Source organism: Pseudomonas sp. zfem005 (assembly GCF_032621735.1).
Lineage (GTDB): Bacteria > Pseudomonadota > Gammaproteobacteria > Pseudomonadales > Pseudomonadaceae > Metapseudomonas > Metapseudomonas solani.
The window spans coordinates 196,558-213,154 of the sequence record NZ_JAVYJE010000002.1; the positions used below are offsets into that span (position 1 = coordinate 196,558).

Consider the following 16,597-nt stretch of genomic DNA (forward strand, 5'->3'; position numbering starts at 1 on the left):
ACCGTGGGAGCGAATTCATTCGCGAAAGGGTCGCGAAGCGTCCCCAGGCCTCAACCCCGGGGGCAGCCTTGCAGGCTGCTTCGCGAATGAATTCGCTCCTACAGGAAGGCGCCCCTGCGGCTTCCCCGCCAATCAGCGCAACACGATCAACCGGCCCAGCACCTCGTGCTGGCGGAAACCGACCACGGCGCGCAGGGAGTCGAGGATGGCGTGGGGGTCGTTGCTGGGGAAGCTGCCGCTGATGCGCCGCGCGGCCAGTTCGTCATCCAGCAGGACGATGCGCCCCGGGTAGTAGCGCGCCAGCTCAGCCAGCACATCGGCCAGGGGCGTCTTGTAGAAAGTCAGCCGCCCTTCCCGCCAGGACAGCTGCGCCTGGGCGTCCACCGTCCAGGTCTCACCGGCCTTGCCTTCGCCATAGACCAGCTGCTGGTTGGCGGCGAGCACGTCCTGGGGCTGGCCGGGCGCGGCGGTGACGCCCACCCTGCCCTGCTCCACCGTGACCCGCGCGCCGCCGTGGCGCAGCCGCACGCCGAAGCGGGTGCCGAGCACCCGGGCTTCGCCACCGGCGGCGTAGACCACGAACGGCACCTCGCCATGGCTGACCTGGAAGAAGGCCGCACCGCGACGCAGTTCGACATGGCGTTCGTCCGCGCGCAGCTCGACGCTCACCGCGCTGTCGGCATCCAGGGTGATCACCGAGCCGTCGGCCAGTTCCACCGTGCGCACCTCACCGGGCGCGGACACGTAGTCGGCGCCCAGGTCCTGCAACCAGTCGACGGGCTTCCAGCCGCCGCCCCAGACCACCAGGGCCAGGCTCGCGGCCATCGCCAGCAGGGCGCCCCAGCGCCGCCCACGAGCAGGCGGCACGGCCATGCGCTCCAGGTACTGGCGCAGGCGCGCGTCTTCCTCGGCGGCGATGGCATGGGCCGCGGGCCAGGTACGGCGCCACAGCTCCTGGGCCTGGGCGTAGGCCTCGATATGGGTGACATCGGCATAGAGCCAGCGCTCGAAGGCTTCGCGCTGGGCCGGCGAAGGCCGCCCCTGCATGCGCCCGATCCACAGCCAGGCCGCCTGCTCGACGGCATGCTGGCTGCTGGTGGCGGCGACGGGCCGCTGCTGATCGAGACTCATGGTTTCGCGCTCCCCGGCGAGATGGTGGCCGGCCTGTCCTGCAGGCTGGCCTTGCAGGCTTCCAAGGCACGCATCATATGTTTTTCCACGGCGGACTGGGAAAGCCCCATGGCGCGCGCGATGTCGCCATAGGTGCTGCCGTGGATGCGGTTGAGCAGGAAAATGTGGCGTGTGCGCTCCGGCAACGAGCGCAAGGCCGCTTCAACGTGACGCAGGTCGTTGCCGGCCTCCAGCGCCGCTTCCGGGGGCGGCGCCTCGTCCTGTTCGAGCAGCAGGCCGGCCTCGTTGCGGGTGCGCGCGCCTTCGCTGCGCATGTGGTCGATGGCCAGGTTGTGGGCACTGCGCAGCAGGTAGGTGGCCAGATCCTCCACCGGTGCCGCCGGGCGGCGCCAGAAGCGCAGGAACAGGTCCTGGACCAGGTCCGCCGCCGTGGCGCGGCACCCTACGCGGCGGCTGACCAGCGCCTCCATCCGCTCCCGCTGGGCGAGGAACACGCGCAACAGATCCTCGCGCCGCACGGGCTCGTCAGGAGAGTGCGGCCGGGGTTCGGCCAGGGCGTCGGGTTCGGACATCGGATCACTGCTGAGGGACGCGCCCCGGATATGACCGGGGCGTCGAATGGCAGCGAATGATAATTCTTATCAAGAAGCCTGCATAGAAAACCGCCGCGCCGGCCGTCCAGCGGTGCGGCGAATCCTCAGGCCAACCCTTCTGCGGCCAGTGCTTCGCGCACGGCCGGCCGGGCGAGGAAGGCCTGGCGCAGGCGCGCGACGGCGGTGAGCTGCTCGAACTCGCCACCGATGCGGGCGATCCACAGGCTGAACACACCCAGGTAGGCGTCGGCGAGGGTGAAGCGCTCGCCCACCAGCCACTGGCGGTCCTCGAGGTGGCGTTCGATGTGCTCGAACGCGCGGTACAGCTGGACCCGTGCCTGGGCGCGGATGCCGTCGTGGGCGCCGGTGTCGGCGGAATAGCGTTCGGGGCGGTTCAGCGGGCGGAAGGAGGCGGTGTGCACCTCCGCAGCCAGGTAGCCGAGCCAGCCCTGGATCTGAGCACGCTCGACGCTGCCGGCCGGGGCGAACAGCGGAGTGCCCGGCACCTGGTCGGCGAGGTACGGAAGGATCGCGCTGTTCTCGGTGAGCACGGTGCCGTCGTCCAGTTGCAGCGCCGGTACGCGGCCCAGGGGGTTGATGGCGTGGATGGGCGAGTCCGCGGTACGCAACGCCACGCGCTCGACCTGGATCGGCAGCCCCAGCTCGCGCACTGCGATGTGGGAAGCCAGCGAGCAGGCGCCCGGGGAAATGAACAGGGTGGTCATTGCGGTTCCTCGAATAAAAAGGCCACCTCCCCCCTGCCTGAAGGGAGGCGGCCAAAGCTGTCAGCGGGCGGTGATCACCGCCAGCTTGGTGATCCCGGCGCGTTCGATGGAGGCCATGGCCTTGGCCACCGCGCCGTAGTCGACCTTGTCGTCCGCCTGCAGCTGCACGCGCAGCTCCGGGTCCTTGGCCTTGGCGGCCTCCAGGTTGCTTTGCAGCAGGTCGGGCTGGATCTCGTCCTTGTTGATGAACAGCTTGCCTTCACCGTCGATGCTCACCACCAGCGGGTCCTTCTGGTCCGGCGGGGCGACCGCTTCGGTCTTCGGCAGGTTGATCGGGATGGCGTTGGTGAGCAGGGGCGCGGTGACGATGAACACCACCAGCAGCACCAGCATCACGTCCACCAGCGGGGTGACGTTGATCTCGGAAAGAACCTCGTCGCTGTCCTGTGTGGAGAAGGCCATGTCAGGACGCCTCCTTCACTTTCTGCGCGGCGCCGTGCTTGCCGGCGCTCGGGGAGACGATGACCTTGAAGGCGCTCTTCTGGGCCAGGCTGTAGAAGTCGTGGGCGAAGTCGTCGAGGTCCGCAGCGGTGAGCTTGAGGCTGCGCAGGAAGTAGTTGTAGACCAGCACCGCGGGCACCGCGACGGCGATGCCGACGCCGGTGGCGACCAGGGCCGCGCCGATGGGGCCGGCCACGGTTTCCAGGCTGGCGGAGCCGGCCAGGCTGATGCCCTTGAGCGCTTCCATGATCCCCCACACGGTGCCGAACAGGCCGATGAAGGGCGAGGTGGAGCCGATGGAGGCGACCACCGCCAGGCCGGATTCCAGGGAGCGGCGCTCACGCTGGATCTGCTGGCGCAGGGCACGTTCCAGGCGGTCCTGGTGGTTGATCGCCTGGCTCAGGTCGCCCGGCTGGCTGCCGTCGATCACCTGGATCGCGGCGAAGCCGGCCTGGGCCACGTGGGCGGCGGCGCCGTTGTTGCCCTGGACCAGGTCAGCGGCGCTGTCGAGGCTGGTGGCGCTCCAGAACAGCTTCTGGAACTTGCGGTCCTGGTGCTTGAGGCGGGCGAACTGGATGGCCTTGACCAGGGCCAGGCCCCAGGTGATGACCGAGAAGCCGATCAGCAGCCAGATGACCACGTGTTCGACCGATGCGAAGGGGTTGGTAAGCAAGTCCATGGGGCAATCCTCTGTGTTGCGCTAACGCGTGAATTCGGTCTGTGTTCAGTTCAATTTGAAGTCGATCGGGACGCTGACCCAGCCATCCAGCGCCTGGTCGCCGCGCTTGGAGGGCACAAAGGTCCAACGCTTGACGGCCTTGACCGCCGCTTCGTCCAGCAGGTCGCGCCCACTGGTTTTCTGGATCTGGATCTCGCTGGGCAAGCCGCTGGCCAGTACATGCACCCGCAGCAGCACCGTGCCTTCCCAACCGCGCCGCTGGGCGAAGGAGGGGTATTCCGGCGCCGGGTTGCGCAGGTAGCCGGCGTTGGCCGACGGCGGCGTGACCGGTGCCGGCGCGGGCGGAGCCGGGGGCGCGGGCGGGGCTTCGGCCTTGGGCGGTGCGGGCGGCGGTGGCTCGACCGGTTTCGGCGCGGGCTTGGGCACCGGCTTCGGGGGTTGCGGCTTGGGCTTGGGCACCGGTTTGGGCGGCGGCGGCTTGACGGCCAGTTCCTCCACCACCGGCGGTGGCGGCTCGATCACGGGCGGCGGCGGCTCAGGCGGTGGCGGCTCCACCACGGGCGGTGCCGGGGTGGTGAATTCGATGGTCATGGGCGGAATCTGCGGCGGCACTTCCGGCAGCGGCGGCGTGGACTTCTGGCTCGCCCAGTAGAGAACGCCGGTGTGCAGCACCAGGGCGAACACACCGAGCAGCACCGCTTCGCGGCGCCCCAGTACACGCGAGCCCGGTCGCTGGAAGCGCCCGAGCCCCAGGGCATGCCGCAACGGCACACCGAGGTCGAGCACCTCACCGGGGCTGCGTACTTCACGCCACAGCACGTTGCCTGCGCTGTCGGCTTTAAGGACATTGCCCATCGGCAAGACTCCTGGATAAAAAAGTCCGGCCTGTGCACCGGACATTGAACGGGTTGCAGCCTCCGGGGCTGCATGAGGGCCGTCCCAGAGCGGTCGGCCACGGAGAGATGATTGGTTTTTGGGCTTATCTCTTAAAGTAATTTTTAACGATTCATTAATTACTTTAAGGAATATAAATTTCTAACTGATTGAAAAATAAGGGTTTATAAATCGTGATGCTTGGAAGGCATTGAAAATATGCCTGTAAGGCATTGAAAGCGGCGGGATGGAGGCGGTGCTGCGCACAAACCCGTAGGTTGGCGCCGAGCGCAGCGAGGCCCAACGCGGCGGCGTCGATTTCTTCGCGAGTAAACATCCACGTTCTTAGAACCTGGCTTTGCTTTTGGCTCCCTAGAAGGGGGCGCAATCAGACCTCGGAACATGCAGCCGCCACTCACTCCGGCACGCGTTCATCCTGCTGGGTTTTCAATTCAAATCGCCACAGGCAGAGCCGATGACTCATGACCACGCCCTAAGAACGTGGTTTCCCACGTTCAGATGAAGGCGCACCCACGGGGACAGGTGTGGCGGGAGGGCGAGCCCCGATGGCGGGCCATCGGGGCGGGGGATCAGAAGGGGCGGCTGCCGCTGAGGCTGATGCGCTTCATGCGGCGCTTTTCGGTGGCGGGGAAGCCGTTGCGGGCGTGGAGGACGGCCTGGTTGTCCCACCAGACGATGTCACCCGGCTGCCAGGCGTGGGCGTAGTGGAAGCGCGGGTTCTCCAGGTGCTCGCGCAGCCGGCCGATCAGCGCCTTGCCGTATTCCGGGTCGGCGCCGGGGATTTCCACTTCGGTGTGCACGCCGAGGAACAGCAGGCGCTTGCCGCTTTCCGGGTGGGTGCGCACCAGCGGGTGCTCGGTGCCCTGGATGGCGGGGATGTCCGGGGTGCGGTAGGTGACGAAGCCGCCGTTGTAGCCGCCGCTCTTGAGGCGGATGAAGGGGTTGTAGTTGATCAGCCGCAGCGGGTCGATCTCGCGGCGGGTGGCCTCATCCAGCGCGCTGTAGGCCAGAGCCAGGTTGGTGAAGCGGGTCTCGCCGCCCTTGGAGGGCACCTCCAACGCGTAGAGGAAGGAGCCGGAGGACGGCGTCGGCGTCCAGTGGTGGTCGACGTGGGCGGGAATGGCGGTGTTGCCCAGCTCGCCATCCTCGGTGTTGGCCACCTTGACGATCTCCGGCGCCTTGCCGTCGGCACCGGAGGACAGCACCGGGATGTCCGCCGGCGGCTGGAACACCGCGCCGAAGTGGGTGGCGAAGGCCAGGTACTGGGCGTCGTCCAGGTGCTGGTCGCGGAACACCAGGATGTGATGCTCACGCTGGGCCTGCTTGAGGGCCAGCACCTGCTCGGGGGTGATGCGGGTGGCGTCGAAGCCGCTGACCACCGCGCCCAAGGGCGCGGCCAGCGGGGTGATGGTGAAGGGCTGCTCGGGGTGGATCGATGGGGCGGGCTCGTCGTGGCGCTGGGCGGCCAGGGTCATGGTGGTTCTCCTGATTCGGGGTGTTCGGTCAACGGGGCGCGGCGGGTGGCCGCGCCCCGGGCATTCGGAAGTTGGCCTTCAGCCCTTCCTCGTGGTGCGGCTGAGCTGGCCGTCGATGCCCACCGGCACTTCGCCGGCCAGGGTCACGCGGCGCACGATGCGCGGCTGGGTGTCGTAGTCGTCCACGGCGTAGTGCTGGGTGGAGCGGTTGTCCCAGATGGCCACGTCGCCCTGCTGCCAGCGCCAGCGCACGGTGTTTTCCAGGCGCGTCACGTGGCTTTGCAGCACGGCGAAGATGTGCGCCGAATCGGCCTGGGAGAGGCCCTTGATGCGTTTGACGAAGTGCCCCAGCAGCAGGCTGCGCTCGCCGCTGATGGGGTGCACGCGCACCACCGGGTGCTCGGTCTCGTAGACGGTGGAGGCGAACACCTTGCGGTATTCCTCGAGTTTCTCCACGGACACGCTGGGGCGCACGCCGGCGTAGTCGTATTCGTTGCTGTGCACGGCCCAGAGCGTGTCGGCCAGCGCGCGCAGCGGCTCGGGCAGGTCGGCGTAGGCGCTGGCGGTGTTGGCCCAGACGGTGTCGCCGCCGGCGGCCGGGGCCACCACGCTGCGCAGGATCGAGGCCTTGGGGTAGGCGTCGACGAAGGTCACGTCGGTGTGCCAGGAGTTGGCCCGCTGGCCTTCGGCGCCGTCGAGCTGAAGCAGGTAGCGGGTGCCTTCGCGCACCGGCACGGTGGGGTGGGCGATGGGGTCGCCGAGAAGCTTGGCGAAGGCTTCCTGGCCCTGGTCGTCGAGGTGGGCCTGGCCGCGGAAGAACACGACTTTGTGTTGGACCAGGGCGGCCTGGATGGCCGCGACCGTGGCGGCGTCCAGGTCGCCGGAGAGGGTCACGCCGCGGATTTCGGCGCCGATGCGCCCGGCGATGGGGTGGATGTCCAGCTGGAGCTCGGTCTGCTGGGTGGCCAGTGCTGCGTTGCTCATGGTGCGGTCCTCGCGTTGGGGTGGGTGCTGCTGGGGGTCAGAAGTCGTAGCGCAGGGAGACGCCGGCGGTGCGCGGGGCGCCCACCGAGGCCGTGTAGGCGCCGTTCAGGTAGGCGAAGGCGCTGAGGTAGTAGTCGGTGTCGGTGGCGTTGCGCACCCAGATGGAGGCGTCCACCTGGCCGTCGCCCAGGTCACGGCGCACGCCGGCCGAGAGGTTGACCAGGCCGTAGCCGTCGATCTTCGAGAGGTCGGAGTTGTCCAGGGTGCCTTCGGCTTCGGAGCGGTACGAATAGCTGGCGGTGAGGTAGGGCTCGATGCGGTTCTCCAGCTGCCACTTGTATTCGCCGCTGAGGTTGGCGATCCATTTCGAGGCGCCGACCACGCGCTCGCCGGTGAGGTCGCAGGTGGCCGGGGCGCCGGGGGCGGTGCTCACCTCGCCGGGGCACGGGGCGTCCTTGAAGCTGAGGTAGGTGACGTCGTTGTAGGAGCCGTTGAAGTTCAGGGTGAGGCCGCGCACGGGCAGTGCGGTGGCTTCGAACTCCAGGCCGCGCGAGCGCACGCTGCCGGCGTTGGCCAGCACCTGCACGACGTTGGTGGAGCCCGGCGCCTGGTACAGGGTGGTGGCCTGGTAGCCGTGGATGCCGGTCCAGAACAGGTTGGCGTTGAGCAGCAGGCGACGGTCGAGCAGCGTGCTCTTGAAGCCCAGCTCAGCGTCGTTGGCGCGCTCCGGCCCGACCAGCAGCGAGTCGGCGCCGGCCACCGGGGCCGAGCCCACCGCCAGGTTCACCCCGCCGGATTTCTCGCCATGGGCCAGGGAGGCGTAGCCCAGCAGGTCCTCGTCGAACTTGTAGGCCAGGCTCAGCAGGAAGGACGGCGCGGCGTTGTGCAGGCTGAGGTCGCCCGAGTCATAGGCGCCCAGTTGCCCGGCACGGATGGCCGCGGCCTGGCCGGTGACGGCAGCGCCGCCCACGGGAGCGAAGCGCTTGATGTTGGCGTCCTTCTCCTCGTAGGTGCCGCGCAGGCCGGCGGTGAAGTCGAGGCGGTCGGTGAGGTGCCAGGTGCCCTGGGCGAACAGCGCGTAGCTGTCGGTCTCGATCTTGCCGTTGGCCTTGGTGCTGAGGTTGTTGATGGCATCGAGGTTGGCGCCGAGCAGGAACAGGTCGGCCTGGGAGCCATAGTCGGTGAAGGTCTTGTTGCCCAGGTTCTGGTTGAACACGTAGGCGCCGAGCACGTAGTCGAACGCGCCGCCGGTGGGCGAGGCCAGGCGGATCTCCTGGGAGAACTGGCGGTCGTGCACCTCCACCCCGGTGTTGAGCAGCGCCGGCACGTTGAGGCTCTCGTCGTTGGCCGGGGTGAAGTGCCAGTAGCGGTAGGCGCTGATGGAGGTGAGCGTGTAGCCGCCGGCGAGGTTCCAGTTGGCCTCTACCGAGCTGCCGCCCTGGTGCACGCTGACGCTCTGGCGGCCGTCGATGTTGACCTTCTTGTCGTCCGGGTCACGCACCGGTGATGCACCCACCAGGGCCGCGCGCTGCCAGTAACGCGCCGGCGCGCCGTAGACGACCATGGTGCCGGTGCTGGAATCCTCCTCGTTGTAGTCGTTGATCCAGCGCAGGCTGAAGTCCTCGTTGGGCTCGAAGAGGAACTGCCCGCGCACGCCCTGGCGCTCGCCGCCGTTGAGGTCGTCGCCGTTGTGGATGTTCTTGATGAAGCCGTCGTCGCGGGTGCGGTAGGCCGACAGGCGCGCGGCGAGGGTTTCGGTGAGGGCGCCGTTGACCGTGCCCTTGGCCTGGAAGTAACCGTCCTGGCCACCGGAGACCTCCACCGTGCGCTCGGGGCTGAAGGTGGGTGCGCGGGTGCTGATGTTGAGCACGCCGGCGGTGGTGTTCTTGCCGAACAGGGTGCCCTGGGGGCCACGTAGCAGTTCCAGCTGCTCGATGTCCAGCAGGTCGAACACCGCCATGCCCGGGCGGCCGAGGTAGACGTTGTCCAGGTAGACCCCGGCGCTGCCTTCGAGGCCATCGCTGGCCGGGTTGTTGCCGATGCCGCGCACCGCGACGCTGGACTGGCGCGCGTGGATGAAGGCGACGTTGACGCTGGGCAGCACCTGCTGCAGGTCCTGCACCTTGTACACGCGCTGGGTTTCCAGGGTGGCGCCGCTGAGGGTGGTGATGGGCGTGGGCACGTCCTGCACGTCTTCCTCGCGGCGGCGGGCGGTGACGGTGACCTTCTGCAGGGCGACATCCTTGTCCACTTGCTGCTCGGTGCCGCTGTCGGCGGCCCAGGCGCTCCCCGCGCCCAGGGCCAGCAGCAGGGTCAGTGCATAGTCCACGGCGGCCAGGCGCTGCAGGGCGAGCGGCCGGGCGAGGGACGAGGGGAAAGCGGTACGGCGGTGGCTCATGGGGCGGTCCTTGTTCGGGGCCCGGCTTTTTCCGGGCAGAGCGGGCCCGCATCGCACGCAGGGCGACGGTCGGGGCGGCGTGGGTTCGGAGGAGCGTCAGGTGGCGCGCAGGGCCACCGGGCTCAGGGTTCGGCTGTCAGCGACAGCGGCGCATGAGCGGCGCGAGAAGCCGGGTCATGGCGGAGACGGGAAGTCGGGCTGGCGTGGTCATCGGGTGTCCCCCTTCGGGCTGGGCCATATACTTATTCCTTTTTAATCTTATTTATCTAAACAAGCTTCGTTGACGGAATAAGAGCCTGCATTTAAAACCAGCACCCATACGCGGGCAAATGCCTTCGACCTATATTTTCGATGCCGGTAAAGCATGATGGATCTGCGCCAACTCCGTTACTTCATCGCCCTGGTGGAACACCGCAGTTTCGTTCGTGCGGCCGATGCCATGGGCATCACCCAGCCGGCGTTCAGCCGCAGCATCCAGGGCCTGGAGCAGGCCTTCGGCTGCCAGCTGGTGGACCGGGGCAACAAGGACCTGCGCCCCACGCCGGAAGGCCAGGTGGTGCTACAGCACGCCTTGCGCCTGGTGCAGGGCGCAAGCAACCTGACCCGCGAAATCAACCAGATGACCAAGCTGGATGCCGGCGAGCTGCACTTCGGCTGCGGGCCGGCACCGGCGGCCAAGCTGGTGCCCGACGCCCTGGCCGCCTTCATCAGCCGCCACCCGCGCATCACCACCCGCTTCGAGGTGAACAATTGGGAAGCCCTGGGTCGCCTGCTGGCCCGGGACGAGATCGAGTTCTTCATCGCCGACATCCGCCAGTTCGAGATCGACCCGAACTTCCAGACCCGCGAGCTGACCCCGCGCAACGGCCGCTTCTTCTGCCGCCGGGGGCACCCGTTGCTAGCCAAGGAAAGCCTCTCCACCAACGACATGTTCGACTACCCGCTGGCCGCCACCCGGCTGCCGGCGGGCATCCGCAAGCTGCTGGCGGGCTTCAGCGGCAAGGCGGATTTCGACCTCAACCTGGAATGCGAGCACGTGCCGGCGCTGGTGCAGGTGGTGCGCCAGACCGATGCCGTGGGCGTGGGCATGCTGGAGACCCTGGCACCGCTGCTGGAAAGCGGTGAGCTGGCGCTGCTGAGCTTCCGCAACCTGCCGGAGAACCTGGAAAGCCTCTCCGCCCGCTGCGGCATCGTCACCCGCACCGGTTACCGCCTCTCCCCCGCCGCCCGGGCGCTGATCGAGCTCATCGTCGAGTTGGACGGAATCGAAGCGGAAGAAGCGCGGCGCAGCGCCTGAGTCGGCAACCGAGGGATCGGTCCATCAACAAGGGTTGCCGGGCACTCCGCTGGTGGACGTAAAGAGCGACGTCCACCCTACGCAGCGGTCGGGCTTTTCGTGGGAGCGAATTCATTCGCGAATAGGGCCGGCACCGTTGTGTTGGGCCTCGCTGCGCTCGGCGCCAACCTACGATGCACGGAGTTGCCGGGGGCTCCGCTGGTGGACGTGAAGAGCGACGTCCACCCTACACAGCGGTCGGGCTTTTCGTGGGAGCGAATTCATTCGCGAACAGGGCCGGCACCGTTGTGCTGGCGGCCTTAACGCGATGCCTGCACCGGCTCTTTCAAGGCAGCGTCGAGGAAGCGCGGTTCGTTCCAGTCGGCCACCTTGAACGGCTTGCGGATCAGCCGTTGTTCGGCGGCGAAGTCGACGCCTTTCTGCAGACGGGCGAGGAAGTCGGCATCCAGCTGCGGGTCGAAGATGGTGTTGAAGCTTTCATCCTTGAGGTCGGTGCCGAGGATGCCCACCGGGTAGCTGGCCAGGCTGGACACCAGTTCGACGTAGGCCTGCTTGTTCTCATCGTCGCGCAGCCATTGCACCGCCTGCTGCTGGGCCTTGATCAGCCGTGCCGTCACTTCCGGGTAGTCGCGGACGAAGGCGCCGGTGCCCACCAGCACTGCCTGGGTGCTGCCGGCGCCGCCCAGGTCGCGGGTACTCAGGGGCAGTTCGGCGAGGCCCTTGTCGCGCAGGGCGATCAGCCCGGCCAGGCCCCAGGAGGCATCCACCTGCTTGGCCGCCAGGGCCGCGTTGGCGGCGTTGAAGTCGAGGTTGATCACCTTGAAGTCGCGTTCGGAGAGGCCGCGGCTGGCCAGGGCGTTGGCGAAGGACAGCTGGTTGGCGGTGCCGCGGAACACCGCGACGCGCTTGCCCTTGAGGTCTTCCAGGGTCTTGATGCCGGAGCCGGGCACCACGCCCAGGTAGCTTTTCACCCCGCGCGCGGTGGCGCTGAGCAGGCGGGTATCCAGGCCGCTGGCCTTGCCGATGATGGCGGCCAGGTCGCCCAGGTAGGCGAAGTCCACCTGGCCGTTGGCGAGGGCTTCGTTGACCACCGGGCCCGCGCCCTTGAAGAACAGCCACTGGACCTTGATGCCGTCCTTGGCGAATTCCTGTTCGAGGATGTTCCGGCTGCGCAGCACGTCCACCACGCCACCGCCGCTGTGCTGGCTGCCGGCACTGAGGTCGGGCACGGCGATGCGGATTTCCTTCGGCGCCTCGGCGGCCTGGGCCAGCAGCGGGGCGGCACCGAGCACGCCCGCCAGCACGGTGGGGGCGAACAGCCCGAGGACGCTGTTGATCAGGGTTTTCATGGGAGGCGCTCCTGCGCTGGGGGTCATGTGGCGGCTAGATAGGCACAGGGGCTCTCGGCAAGAAAATAATAAAAATTCATTTTTTGATAACCCGAATGCATAAATCAGGCGAGCCGCGCCCTGTGGGCCGCTATGCAGGGAATGCATAAAAAATATTCAACAAAGGCATTTGCCGCTGCCCCGGCCCTCCCCCACAAATGACGCTCTTATCCATAAATAAATGGATATTCGAATTTTATATTCCACACGGAAATAACATTAGAGCCCAAGCGCCGGGAGACCCGATGAGCAAGATCCAGACGCTGCCCGCCCTCCAGCCGGCCCCCCGCTTCACGTTGCCGACCCCGAGCCTGCACGGCTTCGCCTGGGCCCTGCCCTGGCTGCTGCCCCTCGGCCTGTTCCTGCTCTGGTGGGTGGCCTCGGAGCGGCTGTGGATGTCCGAGCAGATCCTTCCGGCACCGGCGGTGGTCTGGCAGAGCGCCCTGGAGTTCGGCTCCGGCGAGCTCTGGGGCCACCTGTGGATAAGTCTGCAGCGCCTGCTCTGGGGGCTGCTCGCCGGTGTCGCCGGTGGCGTGCTGCTGGGCAGTTGGCTGGGGCTTTCGCGGCGGGCCGAGGCGCTGGTCTACCCGACCTTCGTGGCCCTGGCGCAGATTCCTACCCTGGCCTGGATCCCGCTGTTCATGCTGTTCTTCGGCATCGGCGAGACCCTCAAGCTGGTGGTGCTGATCAAGGCGGTGGTGGTGCCGGTGACCCTGCACGTGCTGGTGGGCGTGCGTGATGCCCAACCGCGCCTGCGCGAAGCCGCTGCGGTGCTGCGCCTGCCGCCGCACCTGCTGTTCTGGCGCCTGGTGCTGCCCGGCGCCCTGCCCGCCTTCATGGCCGGGCTACGCCTGGCCCTGGCCACCGGCTGGACCTCGCTGCTGGCGGTGGAGCTGCTGGCCTCCAGCGAAGGCATCGGCTACCTGATGGTCTGGGGCCGCCAGCTGTTCATGCTCGACCTGGTGTTCGTCTGCATCCTGGTGATCGGCCTGGTGGGCGCGCTGATGGATCGCGGCATCAACCGCCTCGACGCCCTGCTGCTGTTCTGGCCCCACCCGGCCACCGGCCAGCAACCCCGGGGCCCGCGCCTGCAGGGCTGGCAACGTTTGCAGGCCGGGTTGCTGCCCCTGGCCATCGTCGTGCTGTGGCAGGCCACCGCCGGCTTTGGCTGGGTCGACGCCAATATCCTCGCCTCGCCGCTGGACGTGCTGCGCAGCCTGCAGCAGGGCCTGGCCGACGGCAGCCTGCCCACGGCCATGGGCGCCAGCCTGAAACGGGCCCTGCTCGGGCTGCTGATCGGCGGTGCCTCCGGCCTGCTGCTGGGCTTGCTGCTGGGGCTTTCCACCCTGGCCGAGCGCCTGACCGGGCCGAGCCTTTCGGCGCTGCGCCAGGTGGCGATCTTCGCCTGGGTGCCGCTGCTCACCGCCTGGTTCGGCCTGGGCGAGGCGGCCAAGCTGGCCTTCGTCAGCCTGGCGGCCTTCTTCCCCCTGTTCATCGCCACCCAGCGCGGCGTCGCCGGGCTTTCGCCGCAACTGGGCGAGGCCGCGCAGGTGCTGCGCCTGGGCCTGGGCAAGCGCCTGCGCCTGCTGGTGCTGCCGGGCGCCGCGCCGGCCATCTTCGCCGGCCTGCGCCTGTCGCTGATCTACGCCTGGCTGGGCACCATCGGCGCCGAATACTTCATGCCCTCGGACGGCGGCATCGCCAGCTACATGCTCGGCGCGCAGCAGCTGTTCCGCATGGACCAGGTGATGGCGGCCATGCTGCTGGTGGGCCTGGTCGGCGCCCTGCTGGGCACCCTCGGACAACGCATCGAAACCCGCGCCACGCGCTGGAGAACCGCATGAACGCCTTCAACCGCAGTGCCGCCGAAGCGGCCAACCAGCCCGTCTCCGCGCCGCCCACCCTGAGCTTTGCCGGGGTCGGCAAGGTGTTCCAGGTGGACGGCCAGCCCTTCCAGGCCATCGAGGACTTCAGCCTGGATGTCGAGGAGGGCGAGTTCATCGCCATCGTCGGCTCCAGTGGCTGCGGCAAGTCCACCCTGCTGCGCCTGCTGGTGGGGCTGGATACCGACTTCAGCGGCCGTATCGAGGTGGACGGCAAGCCGGTGCGCGGCATCGGCGGCGAACGCGGCATCGTGTTCCAGGAGCACCGCCTGTTCCCCTGGCTGACGGTCACCCAGAACATCGGCCTGGGCCTGGTCAACGAACCCATCGAGCAGGGCGAGCGCGCCCGGCGCATCCACCAGTTCGTGCAGCTGGTGGGGTTGAGCGGCTTCGAAAGCGCCTACCCGCACCAACTGTCCGGCGGCATGGCCCAGCGCGTGGCCATCGCCCGGGGCCTGGTGGCGAGCCCGCGCATCCTGCTGCTGGACGAGCCCTTCGGCGCCCTCGACGCCCTCACCCGCCAGCAGATGCAGGACGAGCTGCTGGCCATCCGCAAACGCCAGCGCATCACCACCCTCCTGGTCACCCACGACGCCGAGGAAGCCATCTACCTGGCCGACCGCGTGGTGGTGATGGCGCCGCGCCCGGGGCGCATCAAGCAGGTGGTGGACATCGACCTGCCGCGCCCGCGCCAGCGTACCGGCCACGACTTCCACCGGGTGCGCGAAGCCCTGCTGCACCAACTGACCGGCGAAGGTGACTACCAGCCACCGGTGCCGCCGCGCGTCGCCGACCTGCCCCTCGAATTCATCGCCCTGTAGCCCCTTTGGAGAACGCTGGATGAGCAAACGCCCCAACTTCCTGGTGATAGTCGCCGACGACCTGGGCTTCTCCGACCTCGGTGCCTTCGGCGGCGAGATCGCCACGCCGAACCTGGACCGCCTGGCCTTCGACGGCCTGCGCCTGACCGATTTCCACACCGCGCCCACCTGCTCGCCGACCCGCTCGATGCTGCTCACCGGCACCGACCACCATATCGCCGGCATCGGCACCATGGCCGAGGCGCTGACCCCGGAGCTGATCGGCAAGCCGGGCTACGAGGGTTACCTCAACGACCGCGTGGTGGCGCTGCCGGAACTGCTGCGCGAGGCCGGCTACCAGACGCTGATGTCCGGCAAGTGGCACCTGGGCCTGACCGCCGAGCGCGCGCCCCATGCGCGGGGCTTCGAGCGCTCCTTTTCGCTGCTGCCGGGCGCGGCCAACCACTACGGCTACGAGCCGCCCTACGACGCCAGCACGCCGGGCATCCTCAAGGCGACGCCGGCGCTGTACGTCGAGGATGACCGCTTCATCGACCAGCTGCCGGAGGGCTTCTATTCCTCCGATGCCTTCGGTGACAAGCTGATCCAGTACCTCAAGGAGCGCGACCAGAGCCGGCCCTTCTTCGCCTACCTGCCCTTCTCCGCCCCGCACTGGCCGCTGCAGGCACCCGCCGAGGTTGTGGATAACTACCGCGGCCGCTACGACGCCGGCCCCGAGGCGCTGCGCCTGGAACGCCTGGAGAAGCTCAAGGCCCTGGGCCTGGTGGCGCAGGACGTGGAGGCACACCCGGTGCGCGCCATCAGCGCCGAGTGGGAGGCACTGAGCGACGAGGAAAGCCAGGTGTCGGCGCGGACCATGGAGGTCTACGCGGCCATGGTGGAGCGCATGGACTGGAACATCGGCCGGGTGCTGGACTACCTGCGCCAGCAGGGGCTGGAGGACGACACCTTCATCCTCTTCATGTCCGACAACGGTGCCGAGGGCGCGCTGCTGGAGGCCTTCCCCAAGTTCGGCCCGAACCTGAAGAGCTTTCTCGACCAGCACTACGACAACAGCCTGGAGAACATCGGCCGCGCCAACTCCTATGTCTGGTACGGCCCGCGCTGGGCCCAGGCGGCCACCGCGCCGTCACGCCTGTACAAGGCCTTCACCACCGAGGGCGGCATCCGCGTGCCGGCCCTGGTGCGTTATCCACAGCTGCAGCGGCAGAAGCAGGTCAGCTCGGTGTTTTCCACGGTGATGGACATTACCCCCACGGTGCTGGACCTGGCCGGCGTGCGCCACCCGGGCACCCGCTGGCAGGGCCGCGAGGTGGCACCGGTGCGCGGGCGCTCCTGGCTGGGCTACCTCTCGGGCGAGACGCCCCAGGTGCATGACGAGAAAACGGTCACCGGCTGGGAGCTGTTCGGCATGCGCGCCATCCGCCAGGGCCACCTCAAGGCGGTGTACCTGCCCGCGCCGGTGGGCCCGGAAACCTGGCAGCTCTATGACCTGGAAAAGGACCCGGGGGAAATCCACGACCTGGCCCAGGAACGGCCGGAAGCCCTGGCCGGGCTGATCGAGGCCTGGCAGCGCTATGTGGACGAGACCGGGGTGATCCTCAGCGAATCGCCGTTCCAGCCATAGGGGCAACAGCAGAGCGTGCTTGTGGGGGAATTCATTCGCGAAAGGGGAGCGCCGTTGCACCTCGGCTCGCCCTTGCCCCAAGGCTCCGGTGAACCACCTGCGGTGGGCTGAAGCCCACCCTACGGAAGGCCGCCCAACACGGCGAGGTTGCAGGCCGCTGCGTTGGGCCTCGCTACGCTCGGCACCAACCTACGGTGCAGC

Annotated in this window: 14 protein-coding genes; 4 read left to right on the forward strand and 10 right to left on the reverse strand. The window is 68.2% G+C overall.

Features of this window, described 5'->3' with window-relative positions:
- Positions 1-132: 132 nt before the first annotated feature.
- The 9 genes from RTW82_RS05210 to RTW82_RS05250 all read right to left on the reverse strand — a co-directional run bounded on the left by RTW82_RS05210 (position 133) and on the right by RTW82_RS05250 (position 9,380).
- Positions 133-1,131, reverse strand: a complete 999-nt coding sequence (locus RTW82_RS05210; RefSeq protein WP_316924450.1) for a FecR family protein — start codon at positions 1,129-1,131, stop codon at positions 133-135.
- Positions 1,128-1,703, reverse strand: coding sequence for an RNA polymerase sigma factor (locus RTW82_RS05215; RefSeq protein ID WP_316924451.1), 576 nt, complete (start codon positions 1,701-1,703; stop codon positions 1,128-1,130). The genes RTW82_RS05210 and RTW82_RS05215 overlap by 4 nt, the downstream gene beginning before the upstream one ends.
- Before the next feature lie 125 nt (positions 1,704-1,828).
- Positions 1,829-2,449 (reverse strand): glutathione binding-like protein, encoded by a 621-nt coding sequence (locus RTW82_RS05220; protein WP_316924452.1) that lies wholly within the window; start codon positions 2,447-2,449, stop codon positions 1,829-1,831.
- Positions 2,450-2,509: 60 nt separating this feature from the next.
- On the reverse strand, positions 2,510-2,911 hold the full coding sequence (locus RTW82_RS05225) for an ExbD/TolR family protein (protein WP_263402462.1): 402 nt from the start codon (positions 2,909-2,911) through the stop codon (positions 2,510-2,512).
- A 1-nt stretch (position 2,912) separates the two neighbouring features.
- Positions 2,913-3,629: a MotA/TolQ/ExbB proton channel family protein gene (locus RTW82_RS05230; protein WP_021217907.1), complete on the reverse strand. Its 717-nt coding sequence runs from the start codon at positions 3,627-3,629 to the stop codon at positions 2,913-2,915.
- Positions 3,630-3,674: 45 nt separating this feature from the next.
- A complete protein-coding gene (locus tag RTW82_RS05235) occupies positions 3,675-4,484 on the reverse strand; it encodes an energy transducer TonB (protein ID WP_021217908.1) in 810 nt (269 codons plus the stop codon).
- A 608-nt stretch (positions 4,485-5,092) separates the two neighbouring features.
- Complete coding sequence (locus tag RTW82_RS05240; protein WP_263402464.1) at positions 5,093-5,998, reverse strand: TauD/TfdA dioxygenase family protein; 906 nt, start codon at positions 5,996-5,998, stop codon at positions 5,093-5,095.
- 78 nt (positions 5,999-6,076) lie between these two features.
- Positions 6,077-6,982: a TauD/TfdA family dioxygenase gene (locus tag RTW82_RS05245; protein ID WP_316924453.1), complete on the reverse strand. Its 906-nt coding sequence runs from the start codon at positions 6,980-6,982 to the stop codon at positions 6,077-6,079.
- A gap of 37 nt (positions 6,983-7,019) precedes the next feature.
- Positions 7,020-9,380 (reverse strand): TonB-dependent receptor, encoded by a 2,361-nt coding sequence (locus RTW82_RS05250; RefSeq protein WP_316924454.1) that lies wholly within the window; start codon positions 9,378-9,380, stop codon positions 7,020-7,022.
- Between the two features lie 367 nt (positions 9,381-9,747).
- Here RTW82_RS05250 and RTW82_RS05255 point away from each other — a divergent pair, with 367 nt between their 5' ends.
- The gene (locus RTW82_RS05255) at positions 9,748-10,677 is read left to right on the forward strand and encodes a LysR family transcriptional regulator (RefSeq protein ID WP_043245269.1); all 930 of its coding nucleotides are present in this window, start codon (positions 9,748-9,750) and stop codon (positions 10,675-10,677) included.
- Positions 10,678-10,976: 299 nt separating this feature from the next.
- Here RTW82_RS05255 and RTW82_RS05260 read toward each other — a convergent pair whose 3' ends face one another.
- A complete protein-coding gene (locus RTW82_RS05260) occupies positions 10,977-12,026 on the reverse strand; it encodes an ABC transporter substrate-binding protein (protein WP_271659396.1) in 1,050 nt (349 codons plus the stop codon).
- Positions 12,027-12,310: 284 nt separating this feature from the next.
- Here RTW82_RS05260 and RTW82_RS05265 point away from each other — a divergent pair, with 284 nt between their 5' ends.
- Genes RTW82_RS05265 through RTW82_RS05275 form a run of 3 tightly spaced genes read left to right on the forward strand, consistent with a single transcriptional unit; the run spans position 12,311 to position 16,396 of the window.
- Positions 12,311-13,909 (forward strand): ABC transporter permease, encoded by a 1,599-nt coding sequence (locus tag RTW82_RS05265; RefSeq protein ID WP_316924455.1) that lies wholly within the window; start codon positions 12,311-12,313, stop codon positions 13,907-13,909.
- On the forward strand, positions 13,906-14,769 hold the full coding sequence (locus RTW82_RS05270) for an ABC transporter ATP-binding protein (RefSeq protein WP_316924456.1): 864 nt from the start codon (positions 13,906-13,908) through the stop codon (positions 14,767-14,769). Before RTW82_RS05265 ends, RTW82_RS05270 begins: the two co-directional genes overlap by 4 nt.
- Before the next feature lie 19 nt (positions 14,770-14,788).
- Positions 14,789-16,396 (forward strand): arylsulfatase, encoded by a 1,608-nt coding sequence (locus tag RTW82_RS05275; RefSeq protein WP_316924457.1) that lies wholly within the window; start codon positions 14,789-14,791, stop codon positions 16,394-16,396.
- The last annotated feature ends 201 nt before the right edge of the window (positions 16,397-16,597 follow it).